General features: G+C 60.1%; 15 protein-coding genes. 10 read left to right on the forward strand and 5 right to left on the reverse strand.

Annotated elements, in window-relative coordinates; all coding sequences use genetic code 11:
• Positions 1-30 precede the first annotated feature (30 nt).
• The 7 genes from MARHY_RS01965 (at position 31) to MARHY_RS01995 (ending at position 8,509) form a co-directional block, all read left to right on the forward strand.
• Positions 31-2,880: a class I adenylate cyclase gene (locus MARHY_RS01965; protein ID WP_014420359.1), complete on the forward strand. Its 2,850-nt coding sequence runs from the start codon at positions 31-33 to the stop codon at positions 2,878-2,880.
• Between the two features lie 71 nt (positions 2,881-2,951).
• Complete coding sequence (gene lptM / locus MARHY_RS01970) at positions 2,952-3,146, forward strand: LPS translocon maturation chaperone LptM (RefSeq protein WP_014420360.1); 195 nt, start codon at positions 2,952-2,954, stop codon at positions 3,144-3,146.
• Positions 3,147-3,181: 35 nt separating this feature from the next.
• Entirely contained in the window at positions 3,182-4,432 is a 1,251-nt protein-coding gene (lysA, locus tag MARHY_RS01975; protein ID WP_014420361.1) for a diaminopimelate decarboxylase, read from the forward strand.
• A 14-nt stretch (positions 4,433-4,446) separates the two neighbouring features.
• Positions 4,447-5,373, forward strand: coding sequence for a diaminopimelate epimerase (gene dapF, locus MARHY_RS01980; RefSeq protein ID WP_031211627.1), 927 nt, complete (start codon positions 4,447-4,449; stop codon positions 5,371-5,373).
• An 18-nt stretch (positions 5,374-5,391) separates the two neighbouring features.
• The gene (locus tag MARHY_RS01985; protein WP_011784041.1) at positions 5,392-6,141 is read left to right on the forward strand and encodes a DUF484 family protein; all 750 of its coding nucleotides are present in this window, start codon (positions 5,392-5,394) and stop codon (positions 6,139-6,141) included.
• On the forward strand, positions 6,138-7,112 hold the full coding sequence (xerC, locus tag MARHY_RS01990) for a tyrosine recombinase XerC (RefSeq protein WP_014420364.1): 975 nt from the start codon (positions 6,138-6,140) through the stop codon (positions 7,110-7,112). The genes MARHY_RS01985 and xerC overlap by 4 nt, the downstream gene beginning before the upstream one ends.
• Positions 7,113-7,123: 11 nt before the next feature.
• Entirely contained in the window at positions 7,124-8,509 is a 1,386-nt protein-coding gene (locus MARHY_RS01995) for a GGDEF domain-containing protein (protein ID WP_014420365.1), read from the forward strand.
• A 9-nt stretch (positions 8,510-8,518) separates the two neighbouring features.
• Here the strand turns inward: MARHY_RS01995 and MARHY_RS02000 are convergent, their stop codons facing one another.
• The gene (locus MARHY_RS02000; protein ID WP_011784044.1) at positions 8,519-8,752 is read right to left on the reverse strand and encodes a DUF2789 domain-containing protein; all 234 of its coding nucleotides are present in this window, start codon (positions 8,750-8,752) and stop codon (positions 8,519-8,521) included.
• A 117-nt stretch (positions 8,753-8,869) separates the two neighbouring features.
• Between MARHY_RS02000 and MARHY_RS02005 the strand changes: the two genes are divergently transcribed.
• A complete protein-coding gene (locus tag MARHY_RS02005; RefSeq protein WP_221277673.1) occupies positions 8,870-11,617 on the forward strand; it encodes an ATP-binding protein in 2,748 nt (915 codons plus the stop codon).
• 13 nt (positions 11,618-11,630) lie between these two features.
• Here MARHY_RS02005 and MARHY_RS02010 read toward each other — a convergent pair whose 3' ends face one another.
• The gene (locus MARHY_RS02010; RefSeq protein WP_011784046.1) at positions 11,631-11,996 is read right to left on the reverse strand and encodes a hypothetical protein; all 366 of its coding nucleotides are present in this window, start codon (positions 11,994-11,996) and stop codon (positions 11,631-11,633) included.
• Between the two features lie 239 nt (positions 11,997-12,235).
• Between MARHY_RS02010 and MARHY_RS02015 the strand changes: the two genes are divergently transcribed.
• Together MARHY_RS02015 and MARHY_RS02020 are read left to right on the forward strand one after the other, a co-directional pair.
• Positions 12,236-12,844, forward strand: a complete 609-nt coding sequence (locus tag MARHY_RS02015) for a hypothetical protein (RefSeq protein WP_011784047.1) — start codon at positions 12,236-12,238, stop codon at positions 12,842-12,844.
• Positions 12,822-15,068: a patatin-like phospholipase family protein gene (locus MARHY_RS02020; RefSeq protein ID WP_041654508.1), complete on the forward strand. Its 2,247-nt coding sequence runs from the start codon at positions 12,822-12,824 to the stop codon at positions 15,066-15,068. Before MARHY_RS02015 ends, MARHY_RS02020 begins: the two co-directional genes overlap by 23 nt.
• A 12-nt stretch (positions 15,069-15,080) precedes the next feature.
• On the opposite strand, the gene MARHY_RS02025 is transcribed toward MARHY_RS02020, so the two are convergent.
• The 3 genes from MARHY_RS02025 to MARHY_RS02035 all read right to left on the reverse strand — a co-directional run bounded on the left by MARHY_RS02025 (position 15,081) and on the right by MARHY_RS02035 (position 18,278).
• A complete protein-coding gene (locus MARHY_RS02025) occupies positions 15,081-15,740 on the reverse strand; it encodes a GntR family transcriptional regulator (protein ID WP_041654509.1) in 660 nt (219 codons plus the stop codon).
• A 64-nt stretch (positions 15,741-15,804) separates the two neighbouring features.
• Positions 15,805-17,241: a cardiolipin synthase gene (gene cls / locus MARHY_RS02030; RefSeq protein ID WP_014420370.1), complete on the reverse strand. Its 1,437-nt coding sequence runs from the start codon at positions 17,239-17,241 to the stop codon at positions 15,805-15,807.
• Positions 17,238-18,278 carry an AraC family transcriptional regulator gene (locus MARHY_RS02035; protein ID WP_041654510.1) on the reverse strand — a complete coding sequence of 347 codons (1,041 nt, stop codon included), beginning with the start codon at positions 18,276-18,278 and terminating at the stop codon, positions 17,238-17,240. The genes cls and MARHY_RS02035 overlap by 4 nt, the downstream gene beginning before the upstream one ends.
• Between the last annotated feature and the right edge of the window lie 72 nt (positions 18,279-18,350).

An 18,350-nucleotide genomic window follows, 5' to 3' on the forward strand; every position in this document is an offset into this window, starting at 1 on the left:
TGCCGAAAATAACCTCTTGCCGGAGCTCTCTTGACCGTTCACGCCGCGCCCATAGTTCTCGATTTCGAGGATGGAATCGACCGCAAGACGCTCAGGCGCCTGCGGGACCGGTTTCTGCTGGTTAACGAGCAGCGCTGGCAGCGGGCGTGCTCGGCACTGACCTACCGGCAGCAGATGGTGCTGGAGTTGTTGCCGCTGGTTTTTCACCGCAACCATCCCGCCTTGCCTGGCTATCTGGATGGTAACTGCCCGGACGGCTTCAGTGGTTACACGCCCGGCCCGGAAGTGCTGGATGCGGCCCGCCGTTACGCCCGTAGCTTTCACTATCGTGACAAGGGCACTCGAAAGCCTGATCTGGACAGTCTTTTCCTGATGGGAAGCCCTGGCACCCTCGGGCACTCGGTGGCCAGTGATCTGGATGTCTGGCTCTGCCACCGTCAGGATTTGCCGGCGTCGGGCATTCGGTGCCTGGAGCGCAAAGCTGAAAAACTGTCGGAATGGGCCTGTAGCCTGGGGGTGGAGCTGCACGTGTTTGTGTTCTCTGCCGCCGATTGGCGGGCCGGGCGCCAGCGCGTGGAAGTTACCGGGGAAAACTGCGGCAGCGCCCAGCACTTTCTGTTGCTGGATGAGTTCTACCGCACCAGCATTCACCTGGCCGGTCAATATCCGTTGTGGTGGCTGATTCCGGTAGACCAGGAGGCCGATTACGACCAATGCCGGCGACAGCTGGTGGAGTGCCGGTTTATCAAGGCCAGCGATTACATCGACTTTGGCGCGGTGCCGGACATTCCTCCCGCAGAACTGCCTGGCGCTGGTATCTGGCAGCTCTATAAAGGAATCGATGCGCCCTGGAAAGCCATCCTCAAGCTACTGTTGATTGAATGTTACGCCACCGACCGGGAGCGACCACTGCTCTCGGCCAGCTTCAAGCAGGCGGTTCACAATGGTGTGATCAGCGCCGATGCCCTGGACCCCTACGTGCTTTTGTACCAGAGACTGGAGCAGTGGTTGCTGGCCCGTGACGGCGCAGACCGGCTGGAGCTGGTACGCCGAAGCCTGTACCTGAAATCCGGCTTGCCGCTCAGCCGGGCGGGTATGGTGGGTGATCCCTGGCGGGTCCAGTTGTTGCGCAGTCTGGTTGAAACCTGGGGCTGGTCGTCGGAGGATCTGGGCCGGCTGGATGATCGTCAGCGCTGGTGTGCCGAGGAAGTGATGGGACTACGCCGGCGGGTGGTTGCCGAGCTTACCCACAGTTACCGCTTGCTGGCCAGATTGGCCCGGGAACAGGATGCACAGGCGTCGATCAGCGCCAATGACATCAATCTGCTGGGCCGCAAGCTCTATGCCGCCTTCCAGCGCAAGGCCGGTAAGGTCGAGCTGATCAATCCGGGGCTGGTGCCCTCGCTGGCAGAAGAGAACCTGTCGTTTCACCATCGCAGTGAACAGGGGGCAGCCGGAGACGGCTGGCTGTTGTACCGGGATCTTGAAGATCCGTCCGACGCCTTCTGGCAGCCGGTTATTCGCCGCGCCGGCAACCTGGCTGAGTTGCTTGTCTGGTGTTACTGCAACGGTCTGCTCAGTCGCAGTACACGGTTGAATGTGCGAGCGGGCCAGAGCGTGGCGTCGGTCAGCGAGTTGAAGGAAATACTGGATGTGCTGGCTGGTTTCCTGCCGGTGCCTATGCCCCCGGCGCCCCGCCAGGCCCTGTCCCGTGCAGTACGGCCCTTACGCAACCTGTTGTTGCTGAATGTGGCGGTGGACCCACAGGCTCATCTGACTGAGCGGGGGCTGCATAAACTCAGCGCCCGCAACGACTCGCTCGGGTTCAGTGGGGCCCGGGACAACCTGGTGGTGACCATCGACCAGATTACCCTGAACAGCTGGCACGAAGTCAGTCTGCAGCATTACGCGGCCGGGGACACCCTGATCCAGTGTTTGAAGAATGTGCTCGCTCAGGTGGCGATCAACCCTGCGGAATTGCCGGATATCCGAGTGATGGCGCCCAGCCGGGGGCACGGACAGGCCATTGCCCGGCGTGTGAGTGAGCTGTTTGCCGATGTGCTCCGACAGTTTTTTGCAGGCGGCACCGGCCCTCATCCCTTGCGTTATATCATCGAGATGGATCAGCGTTATTTTCTGCTCCAGTTCAATGGCCAGGAGCCGGGGTTTGTTGCCCTGGATAGCCGCGCGGCATTGATGGATGCCTTGTTCCAGCCCCAGGACAGTTTTCTGCCGGTGGTGCCGGATCGCTATGCTTTGCAGGATGCTCCCCTGTTGAAAGCAGTATGTGAAGCCTCCGAAGCCGGTAACATCCAGGTATTCTGGCAGCTGCAGGGAGACCAGGGCCAGCTCTGGGTGGTGGATGAGTATGGTAGTCTGTGGCATCGCCAGCTGAAGGCCCAGCAACGCCGTCATCTACTGGCACCGTTGTTGCGATTTCTGGACAGTGTTGTTGAGCGCCGGCAGTTGCGCCAGGCAGATAATCTGGAGCCGGTCGCCGGTATCCGGTGTTACGAACTGGTGCGCAGGGATGGCCGATGGCTGGCCGATCCGAGGCCAGAGCTGGTCGCCGGAATGCCCTTGTCCGGCCTCGAAGTGCAGGCGGTGGGCGTGCAACAGGGTGACAGCATTCTGCGCTTTGATCTGTATTGCAATGATCAGGAGTTTACCGTGCAGGAATATGGCGACCGTTTGATTCCGGCGGTGGCCCATTACATCCGCTCCCTGCGGCAGAGCCCGGACCCCTATCCGGTGTATCTGACTGACCTGCATCTGCCCCACGATCTGGACCCACAGCTGTATCAGCGCGATATCCAGACCAGTCAGTACCTGTTCTACCGGGCGCAGTTGGAAGATGCCCTTAACCAGCACCTGTCCTGATCATGTGAATCCTCGCGGTGCGGCCCGGGTGTCGGGTATACTTCGGCCATTATTCACTCAGGGGATTGGGTATGCAGCTTGGGCTTGTGCGCCGCCTGGCCGTCGCGCTCTCGGTGTTTGTGGTTTTGATGGTATCCGGTTGTGGCCAGAAAGGGCCGCTGTACCGGAACGCGCCGGTGCCCGACGCCGCACCATCGCAGACTGGTGACACCGAGGCAGCTGCGGAGGCGGGCGAAAATGCCGATGAGGACAATGAACAGCCCTGAGCCAGACCACCCGACCTTAAGCTTTCAGGAACAGCATGGATCACTTCAATTACCGTAACGGCGAACTCTACGCCGAAGACGTTGCCGTTGCCGATATCGCCGAGCGCTTTGGTACGCCAGCCTACATCTATTCCCGGGCGACGTTGGAGCGCCATTACCGTGCTTACGATGAGGCCCTGAAGAATCGCCCTCATCTGGTGTGTTATGCGGTCAAGGCAAACAGCAATCTGGCCGTGCTCAATGTGCTGGCTCGTCTGGGGGCCGGTTTTGACATAGTCTCGGCCGGAGAGCTTGAACGTGTGCTTCGTGCCGGCGGGGATGCCGGTAAAGTGGTTTTTTCCGGCGTTGGCAAGCAGGAATGGGAAATGAAGCGGGCCCTGGAGGCCGGCGTTCGCTGTTTCAATGTCGAATCCGACACCGAGCTTGATCGCCTGAACAAGGTGGCTGGCGAACTGGGAGTGAAAGCGCCCATTTCCCTGCGAGTGAATCCGGACGTGGATGCGGGCACTCATCCTTATATCTCGACCGGCCTGAAGGAAAACAAGTTCGGCATCGATATCGCCGAGGCGCCGGCAGTCTATGCCCGGGCGGCCAGCCTGCCCAACCTGGATATCCACGGGGTGGACTGCCACATCGGCTCACAGCTGACGTCGGTTTCGCCGTTCCTGGATGCCCTGGGCCGGGTGCTTTCCCTGATCGACACTCTGGCAGAGCAGGGTATCCGTATCCGCCATCTGGATATGGGGGGCGGTCTGGGTGTGACCTACAATCAGGAAACCCCGCCGCAACCGGCAGATTATGTGAAAGCCCTTAATGAACGCCTGGGTGATCGGGAGCTGGAGCTGGTGCTCGAGCCGGGCCGCTCCATTGCCGCGAATGCGGGCATTCTGGTGACCCGGGTGGAATTCCTGAAGTGCACCGAACACCGGAATTTCGCCATCATCGATGCGGCCATGAATGATCTGATCCGGCCGGCACTCTACAGTGCCTGGCAGGCCATTATTCCGGTTCAGCCCCATCAGGACAGTGAGGAAAGGCCCTGGGACCTGGTGGGCCCGGTGTGCGAAACCGGCGATTTTCTCGGCAAGGATCGCGCTCTGCGCCTGAAAGCCGGCGATTTGCTGGCGGTGCGCTCGGCCGGGGCCTACGGATTTGTTATGGCCTCCAACTACAACACCCGCAACCGGCCCCCGGAGTTGATGGTGGACGGAGATCAGGTGCATGTGGTTCGGCGCCGGGAGACTCTGGACGACCAGCTGGCGCCGGAAAGTTGCCTGCCGGAATGAGCGGGGGGAACGAGATGTCTCAGCAACGACGTGGCCAGGGTCCGGTCCTGCGCTTTACCAAGATGCACGGGCTGGGTAACGACTTCATGGTGGTCGACGCCATCAGCCAGCCATTCCGGCTGGCCCCGGACACGATCCGGGAGCTGGCGGATCGCAATTTCGGGATCGGTTTTGATCAGCTGCTGGTGGTGGAGCCGCCGGGGCTGCCGGATGTTGATTTTCGCTACCGTATTTTCAATGCCGATGGCTCGGAGGTGGAACAGTGCGGCAACGGCGCCCGCTGCTTCGCCCGCTTTGTGCGCGATCAGCGCCTGACCAACAAGCGTGTTATCCGGGTCCAGACTGCCAAGGGTGTGATTGAGCTCAAAGTGGGTCGGGATGGCCTGGTAGCGGTCAACATGGGGGTGCCGGAGCTCAACCCCCCCGCGATCCCCTTTGCAGCGGATCAGCGCAAGGATGTGTATACCGTCGACGTGAATGGTCAGACGGTCGAGCTGTCAGCCATCTCCATGGGTAATCCCCACGGAGTGCTGGTGGTGGACAATGTCGATACGGCGCCGGTGGAAAGCCTTGGCCCGCAGTTGGAAAAGCATCCCCGGTTTCCGGCCAGGGCCAACATTGGTTTTCTGCAGGTGATTGATCGCCGCCATGCCCGGTTGCGGGTGTTTGAACGGGGCTCCGGCGAAACACTCGCCTGCGGCAGCGGTGCCTGTGCAGCGGTGGTGGCTGGTTGTCTCCGCGGCTTGCTGGACAGCCGGGTCGAAGTCGAGTTGCGTGGCGGCAGGCTGGTCATTGAATGGCAGGGGGAAGGTACCCCTGTTATGATGGAAGGTCCTGCAACCACGGTATTTGAAGGCCAGTTGCGGCTGCCTGGCGAACCCCAGCCCCGGCGCCGCAGGAGTGCCCGCCCGAACACCCGACCTCATAAAAACGGGGCCTGAACCGATCAGGAGAACACGATGACAGAACAAACGGCCCGCCAGAAGGCCGGCGAACTCACCAGGGAACAGGTCGCAGAATATCTGAGGGCTAATCCGGACTTTTTTATCGGCCAGGACGAGCTGCTGCGTAGTTTGACTCTGCCCCATGACAGCGGCCGGGCGATTTCCCTGGTGGAGCGTCAGGTGCACCTGTTCCGGGAACAGCGGGACACGTTACGCCGGGAGCTGGTGGAACTGGTGTCCATCGCCCGCCACAACGACCGGTTGTTCGAGAAAAGCAAACGCCTGCTGATGCAGGTGATTGAAGCCCGTAACCTGCAGGATATGGCGGCTGCCATTGATGACAGTATCCGGGGTGATTTTGGTCTGGATGCCGCGTCGGTACTTCTGTTCAGTGAAACCGGTCAGCTTCAGTCACAGGGTGCCCTGCATATGGTGGATGCGGCCGCGGCACGCGAACGGTTGGGAAGCTTGCTGGAAGGGGAGCGGGCCGTTTGTGGCCAGTTCCGCGAGAATGAGCGTGAATTCCTGTTCCCGGACCGTGACGAGCCCATCGCCTCCGTTGCCCTTGTGCCCCTGCGCCACGAAGGTCTGGTGGGTGTGTTTGCTGTCGGCAGTTGTGAACCCGGTTACTTTGATCAGAGCATGGGCTCGCTGTTCCTGAGCTACATCAGTGACACCCTGAGCCGGCTTTTGCCGCCCATGCTCAAGCGCCATGGTACCGGCGCTCCGGTGACGGACCTGACCGCGGAGACCGGCCAGGGGTGAGCGTGGCGGCGAGTGACCACAAAGGATCAGCGAGCCAATTGGCGGCGCTGACCGGCTTCATTCGTCATCTGCAATCCGAGAAACGGCATTCACCCCGTACCTGCGAACACTATCAGCGCGACCTTCAGCGGCTGGTCGCCTGGCTTGCAGATAACGGCCTCAACGACTGGTCAGAGCTGTCTGCCCACGATGTTCGGCGCTACGTAGCCCGGCTCAGCCGGGATGGACTGAGCGGACGCAGCATTGCCCGGCACCTGTCGTCGATTCGGCGTTTCTACCAGTACCTGCTTCGCGAAGGGCTTGCCATCGATAATCCGGCTCTGGACATCAGGGCGCCGAAAAGTGGTCGGCGTTTGCCCCGCGTTGCGGATGTTGATCAGATTGGCCAGTTACTGGATGCCACCCCCGAAGACCCCCTCGAAATCCGTGATCTGGCCATGTTCGAACTGATGTATTCCTCCGGCCTTCGGCTGGCGGAGCTGGCCGGGGCCGATCTGTCGGCTCTGGATCTGAAGGGCCCAGAAATCCGCGTTCTCGGTAAAGGTAACAAGGAGCGCGTGCTGCCGGTCGGCCGCAAGGCCGTGGCGGCGTTGCAACAGTGGTTGGCCTGCCGGCGGGCACTGGTCACCGAGGGTGAGAAGGCACTGTTTGTCAGCCAGCGGGGTACCCGCCTGAGCCGGCGCAGTATCCAGAGTCGCCTGTCTCGCTGGGGTATTCTGCACGGCGCGGACCAGCGTTTGCACCCCCACCTGCTCAGGCATTCCTTTGCCAGTCACATGCTGGAATCCAGTGGCGACCTGCGCGCGGTTCAGGAATTGCTGGGTCATGCGGACATTGCCACAACCCAGGTCTATACTCATCTTGACTTTCAACATCTTGCCCGGGTTTATGATCAGAGCCATCCCCGGGCGCGCCGCCGAACGACCGATCGCACAGGGTGTGAAGAGGAAGACCATCGTGCTGGCCAGTAAGGGAGTAGTTCATGGCATCTGAAGATTCCTGGAAAGAGAAATATCTCAGGGAACTGGAAGAGGCAGAGCATCGGGAAAAACAGTGGGAATCCGAACGTAATCTGCTGGAAAGAATGCTGGTACGAACCAGTCTGGCCTCTGAAGGGCAGCGACCGGAGCTGGACGAATTGTTGGGTCGGTTGCGGGAGGATATCCGTAAGAAACAGATCAACCTGCAGCATTGGCGGGAACTGCAGGACCAGATTGACCGGCAGATTACCCTGCTGGACGAGCAGGCCGGGCCTCAGGCTGTGTCGCCCACACCGGAACCGCAAGCCCCGGCAGAAGGTGTGGATCTGGCGGATACAACCCAGCGACTGAGAATTGCACGCCGCATCGGCCAGTTACTGGGGCAACTGTTGCAACAGGCTTCCCTGGAGCCGGCCGCAGAAGCAGAAGCCCGGGAATTACAGCAGACCTTGCTGACCAGCAACGACTGGGAAGTGCTCCGGGAGGGGCTGAACCGGGTCGCCGATCTGGTGATTGCCGCCATTACCCGCAGCCAGCGCGAATTCGAGGCCTTCCTGAAACGTCTGGATGAACGCTTGCAGGCGTTGCGGGAGCATTTTGCCCAGCAGAGTGACGCCCAGACTGGCCGGCAGGACGCCACAGCAACGCTGGACCGGGAAATCCGTGCCGAGCTGGACAAGGTGGGGGATGACATCCGCGCCAGCGAGGATATTCAAGCTTTGAAGCAGTCGGTCAGTCAACGCCTGGAATTTATTGGCAGTGCGCTGGAGCGGTTCCGGACGTCGGAAAGCGAGCGTGAAAAACTGCTGGCGAATCAGTTGGAAGCCATGCAGGAGAAAGTGGCGGCCATGGAGGCCCATTCGGAACAGATGCAGGCCCAGGTACGTGAAGAGCGTCAGCGGGCCCTGACCGATCTGCTCACCCAGCTGCCTAATCGTGAAGCCTGGCAGGAACGGTTGTCGTTTGAATACAATCGCTGGTTGCGCTACCGGCATCCTCTCACGGTGGCTGTGCTGGACGTGGATCTGTTCAAGCGCATCAACGATTCCTATGGCCATAAGGCGGGGGATCGCGTGCTGCAGTTGGTGGCCCGGGAGATGAGCACTCGCCTGCGGTCGACGGATTTTATCGCCCGGTTCGGTGGCGAGGAGTTTGTGGTACTTCTGCCGGAAACGCCCACAGATGAAGCCCGCAAGGTATTGGATTCCCTGCGCGAACATGTATCCGGCCTGCCGTTCCATTTCAGCGGCGAGCCGGTAAGCATTACCTTTTCAGCGGGGCTGACCGGTTTTCAGGACGACGACACCGAAGAGTCGGTGTTTGACCGGGCTGATCGGGCCCTCTATCAGGCCAAGGATGAGGGCCGAAATCGGGTGTCGGTGCTCTGACGCAGCCAATCAGTGCCTTAGCAGGGCATCCAGTTCATCAATCACCTCCGCCCAGTCGCTGTCGTCTTCCAGCCCTTCCTCCAGGAAATGGGACTGGCTCTCTGACCAGAAGGGCGCATCCTGGATAGCGACTTCACTGGGTAATGGTGAATGTCGGGCGATGAAATGCTCGACTTCCGATTGACCGGAGGGCAGACCCAGTTGTTCGAACAGGGTGCTCAGGCTGTGTTTACTGGTGTCCATGGTTACGTACCTCCATCAGCTCATTGGCAAAATGCAATCCTGCCCGTTTGCAGGTATGGTTTTCCTGAAATGTAGTGGACCCGCCGAGGATATCCAGTGAAGTCTCGTTCACAATTCATGTTTTGCCTCCTGTTGCTGCTTTTTCAAGGGGCCGTGTTGGCGGATCCACCCCAGAATTCGCCGGCGCCCGTACTGGGCGTTGAAGATCTGCGTTGGCTGGCAGAACAGGATGGCTTCAATGTGGGGGTCAGGCATACCCAGGTGCCGCTGGTGTTCGATACCGGGGAGGGGCGCATGGCGGGCATCTGGGTGGACTACCTCAACCGCCTGTCCTCCAAGCTGGGATTGCCCATTGAGCCCTTTCTGATGAACCAGATGCTGGGCACTGAGCGGCCAGAGCCGGACCTGATCCTGACCACCCGACTGCCCGGCGCCCCGGTTATTCCCGGCGTGCGACACACAGCGCCCTTGATGTCACTCACCTACGGCGTGTTTGTGAATGCCGGCGACCCGGCAATCCGGACTCTGTCTGATCTGGAGGCAGCGAAGGTTGTCATTGTCGGCGACGACCCCAATCAGTTTCCGCTGCTGGACCCGGTGGAAAGCTTTACGCCGGTACCGGTTTCCAGCCTGGGTGAGGCCGTCAGCCGGGTTATGTCGGGCGAGGCAGATGCTTTTCTCGGGCCGGTTCCGGTGGTGTCTGACTACCTCGAATCGGCGATGATCAACGGTGTCGGGCTGGCGGTGTTGCTGGATCGGCGACCTGTGGATGTGGTGCTGCAGGTTCCCATTGAGCAGGAGCGCATGTTTCGGGTGTTTGATCGCACGGTATCGTCACTGACGCATCAGGAACATCGCAATATTCGCCAGTCCTGGTTGGCGGGGGAGCTGCCCGAAGTCGAGACCCGAAACGTGGCCCTGACTGCCGGTGAACTGGAATGGCTGGCCAGTAACTCGGAGATTACCGTCGGACTGAGGCCGGACTGGCCGCCGTTCGAGTTTGAACAGGATGGCCGGCCCACGGGGCTGGTCGCCGACTTGCTCAGCCGGCTGGAGAAGGATCTGGGGATTCGCTTCCAGCGAGTGACGGTAGACAGTCGGGCCGGTGCCGAGGAAAAACTGAAATCCGGTGAGCTGGACGTGCTTCCCGGCATGTCCCGCACGCCTCGTACCGAGCAGGAATTCCTGTTCACCCGGGCCTATGTCAACGTGCCCATTGCGCTGGCGATCCGCGACACCGGTCGCTTTATCGGAGACCTGCGTGAACTTCGGGATGAACGGGTCGGCGTGGTAAACCGCCAGGCCAGTCATGACTATCTGCTGATCAATCATCCGAATCTCGACCTCTATCCCCAGCAGACCGTGGAAGACGGGCTGCTTGCGCTTTCCAACGGCGATCTGGATGTGATGGTGACGCACATCCCGGCGGTAAGCTACACGGTGGCACGGCTCGGTCTGTCGAACCTGCGGATTACCAGTATTACGCCTTATCAGTACGATCTGAGACTGGCGGTCAGCCCGGCCCAGCCCGAGCTCCACCGCATTCTGAACAAGGCGCTGGGCAGTCTGCCGACGTCCGAAACCGAAGCCATCTATAATCGCTGGATTCACCTGGATATCGAACAGGAAGCCGATTACACCGTGGTTCGGCGGATAATTCTGATAGCCATCGTGGTGGTGCTGATCTTCCTGTACTGGAACCGCAAACTTTCACTGGAAGTGGATGAGCGAATCCGGTCCGAGAACGCGCTGCGCCGGAGTGAGGATGAACTCCGTGCCGCCAAGCTTGAGGCGGAGCGGCTGGCCCGGGAAGCGGAGGCTGCGAGCCGTGCCAAGAGCGAATTCCTGGCCAACATGTCCCACGAAATCCGAACGCCTATGAACGCGGTGATTGGCTACAGCGATCTGCTCTACAATTCGGTCACAGATCCTCAGCAGCGCAATTACCTCAATGCCATCCGGGCGGGCAGTCGAAGCCTCCTGATGCTGATCAATGACATTCTGGACCTGTCGCGGATCGAGGCCGGCAAGATGCGCCTGGATTTCGGCCCTGTGTCCGTGCGCCGGCTGCTCAGTGATGTCCGCCACATCTTTGACCTGCGGGCGACGGAGCAGGGCATTACCCTGGAAGTGAGCGTGGGGTCGGGTATGCCCTCGGCGATGATGCTGGACGAAACCCGCTTGCGACAGGTGCTGTTTAATCTGGTGGGCAATGCCATCAAATTCACCCACGAGGGCGGGGTTACCGTGCGAGCGGTGGCCAAGCCGCTGGGCGAGCCGGCGGATGCCGATTCCGAGGTTTGTTACTACCGGCTGGTGGTGACCGTAGCTGACACCGGTATCGGCATAGCCCCGGACCAGCAGGAGCGCATTTTTGAAGCCTTCGAGCAGCAGGAAGGCCAGAGTTCCCGGCGTTATGGCGGTACCGGGCTGGGGCTTGCGATCAGCCGTAAACTGGTGGAAATGATGGGCGGCAGACTGACCGTGAAAAGTGAGGCCAATGTGGGCTCGACGTTCAAGGTGGTACTGCCCAGGGTAGAAGCGACGGTGGAGCAGGCTGATGACGATGGCGCGCCGGAGGAATCCGAGCGCCTGCTGGCCCAGACCATGAGCATGCATGAGCGGGGCTGGCTGCGGGAAAAACTGGCTGAAGACTTCGGTAATGAATGGCAGGAAGTGCGCGAGAGCGGCGACCCGGAACAGATGAAGGATTTTGCCGTGCGCATTATCGAATGGGGGCAGCGGCACCGCTCATCGTCGGTCACGCGCTACGGTGAGAAGCTGCTGGCGGATGTGGAGGCCTTTAATCTGGACGCGGTGAATACCGCCCTGGATGCATTCCCCCGCCTACTGGGACAGGAATAGCCTGGGCTACAGGCTAGAGGCAGTCAAACTGGGACTGGCGGTCAAAGGCCACGGCCACCATGTCGTAGCCGGAATCCGACAGCGAGCGGATCAGTTCACGATCTTTCAGCAGAGTCATGCACACTTTGTGTACGCTGGCCTGGAGTTGTTCGGCGGCCGGCTGTTGGTTCGGAAAGCGGAAATCCACAATCAGGTATTTCCGGTCTACGCTGGCCCGGGCGGGAATGTCCTCGCGCTCGATGCTTTCATAGCCTATGTAGGTGGCTTCGTTGGCCTGAAAAACCTGGCTCATCAATACATCCAGGTTTTCGGCGGATACCTGCGCCGATGACAAGCCGAGCACCAGACCAGAGAGAAGGGCGGTAATGTTGGTGCGCATGTGAGGCTCCCGGAACGTAATCTGCGATTCTTGTTAGTGTAACCAAGTGTAAAGTTTGGTTACAGTTGATTGTTGCAGAGTGTGGCTTACTTTTCCTCCTGTGGACGCTGGATTTTTCAATTGTTTGCAATGCTGAAATGATTTCCGGATGGTAAGGCCCGGCGTTGGTTAATGCCTGTTGTGGCCTGTGATTTCAGCTATCATTGACCAACAGTTGTTGTAAAAGCAGAGGGATAGCCATGTACCAGCTCGTGTTTAAAGGAGAGTGCACACCAGGCACCGATCTGGAAACCGCTCGCAACAATGCCCGGGCCCTGTTCAAGGCCAGCGTCGAGCAGCTGGACCGCATGTTCAGTGGGCAACCGGTCGTCATTCGTAACAAGCTTGAGCAGGTTCAGGCCGAGAAGTACCTGGCGGTGCTGAAAAAACACGGAATGGTGGCTTATGCACAGCCGATGCCCGGAGCCGAGCCGGCCAGGCAAGCGCCGGCGCCCTCTGCTCAGACTCCGGCGTCACAGCCTGTCCCGCCACAGTCTCCGGCACCAAAGCCGGCGCAACCGGAAGCGAAATCCGGTAACACTCCAGCCGTTGAACCGGGCGATCGCCTGCCGGTGGCCGGCGAAAAGGTGGATGATATTCTGGCCGGTTCCGGCCTGAGCCTGGACCCGGTCGGGGTGACTCTGGTTGAGCATCAGGAAGCTGAGGCACCGATGTTTGAACATCTGGATGACTGGACACTGGCCCCTGCCGGCAGTGATCTGGGTATAAAACGGGATCTCCCCCCACCGGTTGTGCCGGATACCTCCCATCTGTCACTGGCCGACGATGACAAAAAACAGACCTCGTGACGGGATCGTGAGTACTCGCTCGCCGTCCTGGTTGCTGTGCATTCTGCTTGTCCTGCCCGGGTTCCCTCATGCTTTGGCCGATGCTGATGCGAGTAATGCTCGACCAACCATAGGTCTGGTGCTCAGTGGCGGTGGTGCCAAAGGCATGGCCCATGTCGGGGTACTGCGGGTACTGGAAGAAATGCAGGTGCCGGTTGATGTAGTGGTCGGTACCAGTGCCGGATCGGCCGTTGCCGCCCTGTACGCTACCGGGATGCCGGTGGAAGAAATCGAACAGCGATTTATCGGGCTGGACTGGCTGTCCAGTTTTCGCGATGACCCAGGCCGGGCCTACAAGCCGGTGCGCCGAAAGCAGGACGATTGGCGCCTGCCTCTGGTGCCGGGTATTGGCGTCGGTTCCGAGGGCGTTCGGTTTGGTGGCGGACTGGTTACCGGCCAGAATCTCGGCTTTATTCTCAATGAGCTGACCCGTAACGCCGCCCTGGTGGATGACTTTGATCAGCTACCCATCCCGTTTCGGGCTGTGGCGACCGATCTGGAAACCGGCGTTGAAGTGGTGATTGGCGACGGTAACCTGGCTGATGCGATTCGTGCCAGCATGAGCATTCCCGGCGTATACGCGCCGGTGGAAAGGAGCGGGCGATTACTGGTGGACGGTGGTGTGGCCAACAATCTACCGGTCAGCGTGGCCCGGGACATGGGCGCTGATGTGGTCATTGCCGTGGATATCACCGATCCGCTCATGACCACTGAAGACATGCGCGAAGCTTTCTCAGTGGTCGGGCAGCTCACCACGCTGATGACCCGGCGCAACACCGAATTCCAGCTGGGGCTGTTAACCGAACGCGACATCCTGATCCAGCCAGATCTGCAAGGCCACACCTCTGCTGATTTCTACGACGCGCCGGTGCTGTTTGAGCTGGGGGCCAGCGGAGCCCGTGATCATGCTGTGGCCCTGAACCGGCTGGCATTGTCTGACTCGGAGTGGCGGGATTACCGCAACCGGCTTCGAGCCGAGGAACTGGCGCCGGGACCGGTCGCCCGGATCGAATTCCGTAAAGGCGACCGCCTGGCCAGTGATTTTCTGCGCGAGCGCATCCGGCAGAAAGAGGGTGAGCCGCTTGATGTCGAGCAACTGGAAGCCGACCTAAAGCGCATCTATGGCCTGGGCTACTATGAGACGGTGTCCTGGTCCATGCGGCCTTCCGAGGCCGGCCCCGTGCTGATCATTCAAGCCAGGGAGAAGAGCTGGGGGCCCAACTATCTGTCGTTTGGCCTGAATTATGAGGACAACTTCGACGGCGATACCCGCTTCAATCTGGCCACCGGGTTACGGATGACCGAACTCAATCGCCTTGGCGCGGAATGGCAGACCGGGCTCCAATTAGGCACCCAGCCCTGGGTGCGAAGCCAATGGTACCAGCCTCTGGATTACGGTTATGACCGGTTTGCGGTGGTTGGGGTGGAATATCGCCGTGATGATTACAGTGTCTACGACAACGGCGACCGTATTTCCGAGATTGATGTGACCTTTCGGGAAGTGGATCTGGCCCTTGGCATGGAACTGGGTGGCGATGGCGAGATCCGATTGGGTTATGTCCGTGGCTATGCCACCGTGGATGACGAAGTGGGCGTCCCGGTTGCACCTTCCGGTAAGGTGCATCAGGGCTACGGCAGCCTGCAACTGGTGCATGATTCCCTGAGTGATGCCTTCTATCCGAAATCCGGTGCTTTTGCCGGTATCCGGGCCAGAGTAGAGCGGGAAGAGCTCGGCAGTGACCGGGAGTTCGATGCCCTCACCGGCATGTTGCTGGGAACCGGCACCTGGCAACGTTTCAATCTCACCGGCTTGCTGTATACCCGGCAGGTCATCAGCGGTGAACCGGGCGTTGAGAACGCAGCGCGTCTTGGCGGTTTTCGGCAGTTGTCAGCCTACGCCCCGGGCGAGATCACAGGAAACGATGCCGTTTTACTGGCGGCCTGGGCCAGGCGCGAATTCGGCGGGCCGGTGCTGCCCTGGTTCACCGGCCTGGGATTTGAGACCGGCAATGCCTGGGAGCAGATGGATGATGCCACCTGGTCTGGGCTGGTGCGATCCTGGAGTGTTTTCGCCGGTGTGGATACCTTCCTGGGGCCGGTACAGCTCTCGGCCGCCTATAACAACGAAGACGAATGGACCGCATACCTCAATATCGGCTTCTCATTCACCCAGCTGTTCTACTGAGTTTTCGCGGTATCAGTTGTTCAGAGCGGATAGCACCTGCTCACACTGCTGCACGGCATAGCGGTGCAGGATATCGGCCAGGGCCTGTTCGTCCCGTTCCCGTATTATCCGGATGGATTCTTCCATGTGCACCAGGTTGTCTTCCAGAACCTTTTTGCCGCCATGGCGCAGGGCGACAAAGGCGCAACGCTTGGCAGAGGGCCAGAGATCCTCGATGGCCGAGACAATAAAGTAATTGTCGGCGTACACCAGTGAGGCTTTGGTGTATTCAATACCCAGCTCCAGAAACGCCATCAGATCGTTGTTCTGAAAACGGTCACGCATCTGCTCGTACAGGGATTCCAGCCGCTGCATGTCATTCGGTTGCCACTGACGCACCAGCTTCCGTCCGGTGTGAGTCAGGTACAGTTCCAGAGTCTCATAGAGACTGCGGACAAAGTGTTCATCCAGCGGCGTGACGAACGCGCCTTTGCGGGGGACGTTACGCACCAGATGGCGCTTCTCCAGCAGCAGCAGGCCTTCCCGGATGGAGCCGTGGCTGACATCCATCTGCTTGGCCATGGCACTTTCATAGATGCGCTCGCCGGAACGGAGTTGCTCGAAGGCAATCAGATTTTCAATGTGGCGAGCGACCTGTTCGGTCAGGGTTTCTCTGGGTTTGAATGCGTTCATGAAATGTTCGTTTACAGCATCAGTCGAGCGCTCATGTTCGCACAAGCGCCCGCCCGGGGCCAGATCAAAGCAGGGGCGCCAATAGTCGTACCGCCCGGCAGCCCAGCCGGAACAGGATTGAGCGCTGGCGATAGTCGTTTTCGGTCATGGGCCGGCTGGCGCCCAGATCTTCCTCCAGCATGGTTTCCACCTGCTGGATAAACGCCGGGCTGGTGTTGACGGCGGTAATCTCGAAGTTAAGGCGCATGGACCGGTTGTCGAGGTTGGCGGTGCCGATGGCGGCGTAGCGGCTGTCCACCAGAACCACTTTCTGGTGCATGAAGCCGGGCTGGTAACGATAGATGCCGATGCCGGCCTGACTGGCCTGTACCAGATAGGAATAGGCGGCCAGCCGGACCAGTGGGCTGTCGGTTTTCTCCGGTATCAGGATGCGAACATCCACCCCCCTGAGCGCCGCCAACTGCAGGGCATTCATGATCTGGAAATCCGGCACAAAATAGGGCGAGGCAATCCAGATCCTGGTGCGCGCGTTGTTGATGCAGTTCAGGAAGAACAGGGTGCAGGTTTCCCAGGTGTCTGCCGGGCCGGTGGGCAATACCAGTACTTCCTGGTCGCCGGGAGGCTGAGACACGGACGCCCAGTTCAGTTCCGGCCGGGTATTGCTGGCCCAGTTCCAGTCCTCCAGCCAGGCCAGCTGGAGGCCGGTGACAGCGGGCCCTTCAATCCGGCAATGGGTGTCGCGCCAGGGTTCCTGGTCCATGGCGGTGCCCAGGTATTCGTCGCCCAGGTTGATACCACCGACGAATCCCACCTTGCCATCGCAGACCAGGAGCTTGCGATGATTACGGAAGTTGATCTGGAAGCGCCGACGCCGGATGTTGCCGTCACCAAACGAGGCAATGCGGGCGCCGGCAGCAGACAGTTCATTCAGCCATTTGCGGGACAGAAACGCGCTGCCAATGTCGTCATACAGGAACCAGACCTCCACGCCCTGGGCCAGCTTGCGTTCAAGGATGGCCTTGATGCGCTGGCCGACACGGTCTGAGCGGACAATGTAGAACTCCAGCAGCAGATAATGGCGGGCGTCTTCCATGGCATCGAACAGGGCTTCAAAGGTGGCTTCACCGTCTCGCAGCAGCGTGCAGTGGTTGCCAGCGGTGAACGGTTGCCGGCCGAGTTTGCACAACACCTGCAACTCGTCGCTGAAATGCTCCTGGCCCGGATTGGTGATGGAGGTGGTCTGGTTTTCAAAATTATCGAGCAGGCTGGTCAGAGACTTGTTACCCATGCGGCGAGCCTTGACGTAACCACCAAAGCGATAACGACCAAACAGCAGGAACATGGGCACGGCAATGTAGGGCAGGCCCACCAGCGCGAGAATCCAGGCTATGGCTCCCTGGGCCGTTCGATAGGTGAGCAGGATGCGGTAAATACAGGCCAGCGCCGCCAGGTACAGCGCAGCCAGCGGAATGGCCAGTAGCGAAAGGTTCTCTGTGATCATGACTCGTGTCCCTGATGACTGGCCCGGAACTGGGCCGGGGCGACACCGGTCCAGCGCTTGAACGCACGGCTGAAGGCACTCAGCTCGGAGAACCCCAGGAGAAAGGCGATTTCGCCAAGTGCGTACTGGTCGTCGGCGACATAGCGCAGGGCTTTGTCCTTGCGGACCTGCTCCACCAGGTCGTGGAAACTCATGCCTTCTTTCTTGAGTTTTCGGTACAGGGTCTGGCGGCTCATATGACACTGCCGGGCCAGGGTGTCGGCGTCAATCCGGTCGGTGGCCATCTGCCGGGAAATCAGGCGACGCACCTTTCGGCTGAACGAGCGGCGGGTCTGTAGCCGGGCCATGACCGCATTTACCTGTTTCAGCACCGCTGAGTAAACATAGGGATTCCGGTGCGGGATGGGGTGGCCCAGGTGCTTGCTGTTAAACGCCATGCGGGTAACGCCACAGCCGAAATGGACAGTGCCACCGAACAGTTTGCGGTATTCACCGGCATATACGGGCTCCGGATGGGCAATTTCCAGCCAGTCAGCCTCGATACTGCGATGGATAAAGTGCCGGGTCCGGCACAGGGCGGCGGCCAGGGTGCGGTCCATGTCCTGGCGACAGTAATGATCCGGACGATCCGGCTGCCAGGTCAGGATGGCCTGGTCCGGGGTTTGCTCAAAACTCAGGGTGACTGATTCGTTGATCAGTCGGTGCAGCCGGACATACTGCACCACGGCTTCGCCCAGAGTGTCGCAGTTGAAGAACACATGGCCGACCAGCCCCATGCGCTCGGGGTCGATGACCTGGCCGGCATGCAGGCCGACGCCCGGATCGGCGGTCAACTGCTCGGCCAGTTCCCACAAACGGTAATGGGCAGAAGCGGGTACCCGTAGGTCCGGATCTTTCAGAGTCGCCAGTGTCAGCCCGGTAGCCTGTTCCACCCGGACACGATCCAGAAGACCCCGTGTTTCCAGATAATGCACCAGCGCCAGTGTGCTGGATGCCGCCACCTGGGGCGATTCCGGATATTCGGTCTGGGGCTGCATGCCTGGGTTCTGCTCCCGTTTGTTATCTGGTGGACTGATACAAAATGTCAAATGATTGGGACAGCAAGTCAA

It is taken from the genome of Marinobacter nauticus ATCC 49840 (assembly GCF_000284615.1).
Lineage (GTDB): Bacteria > Pseudomonadota > Gammaproteobacteria > Pseudomonadales > Oleiphilaceae > Marinobacter > Marinobacter nauticus.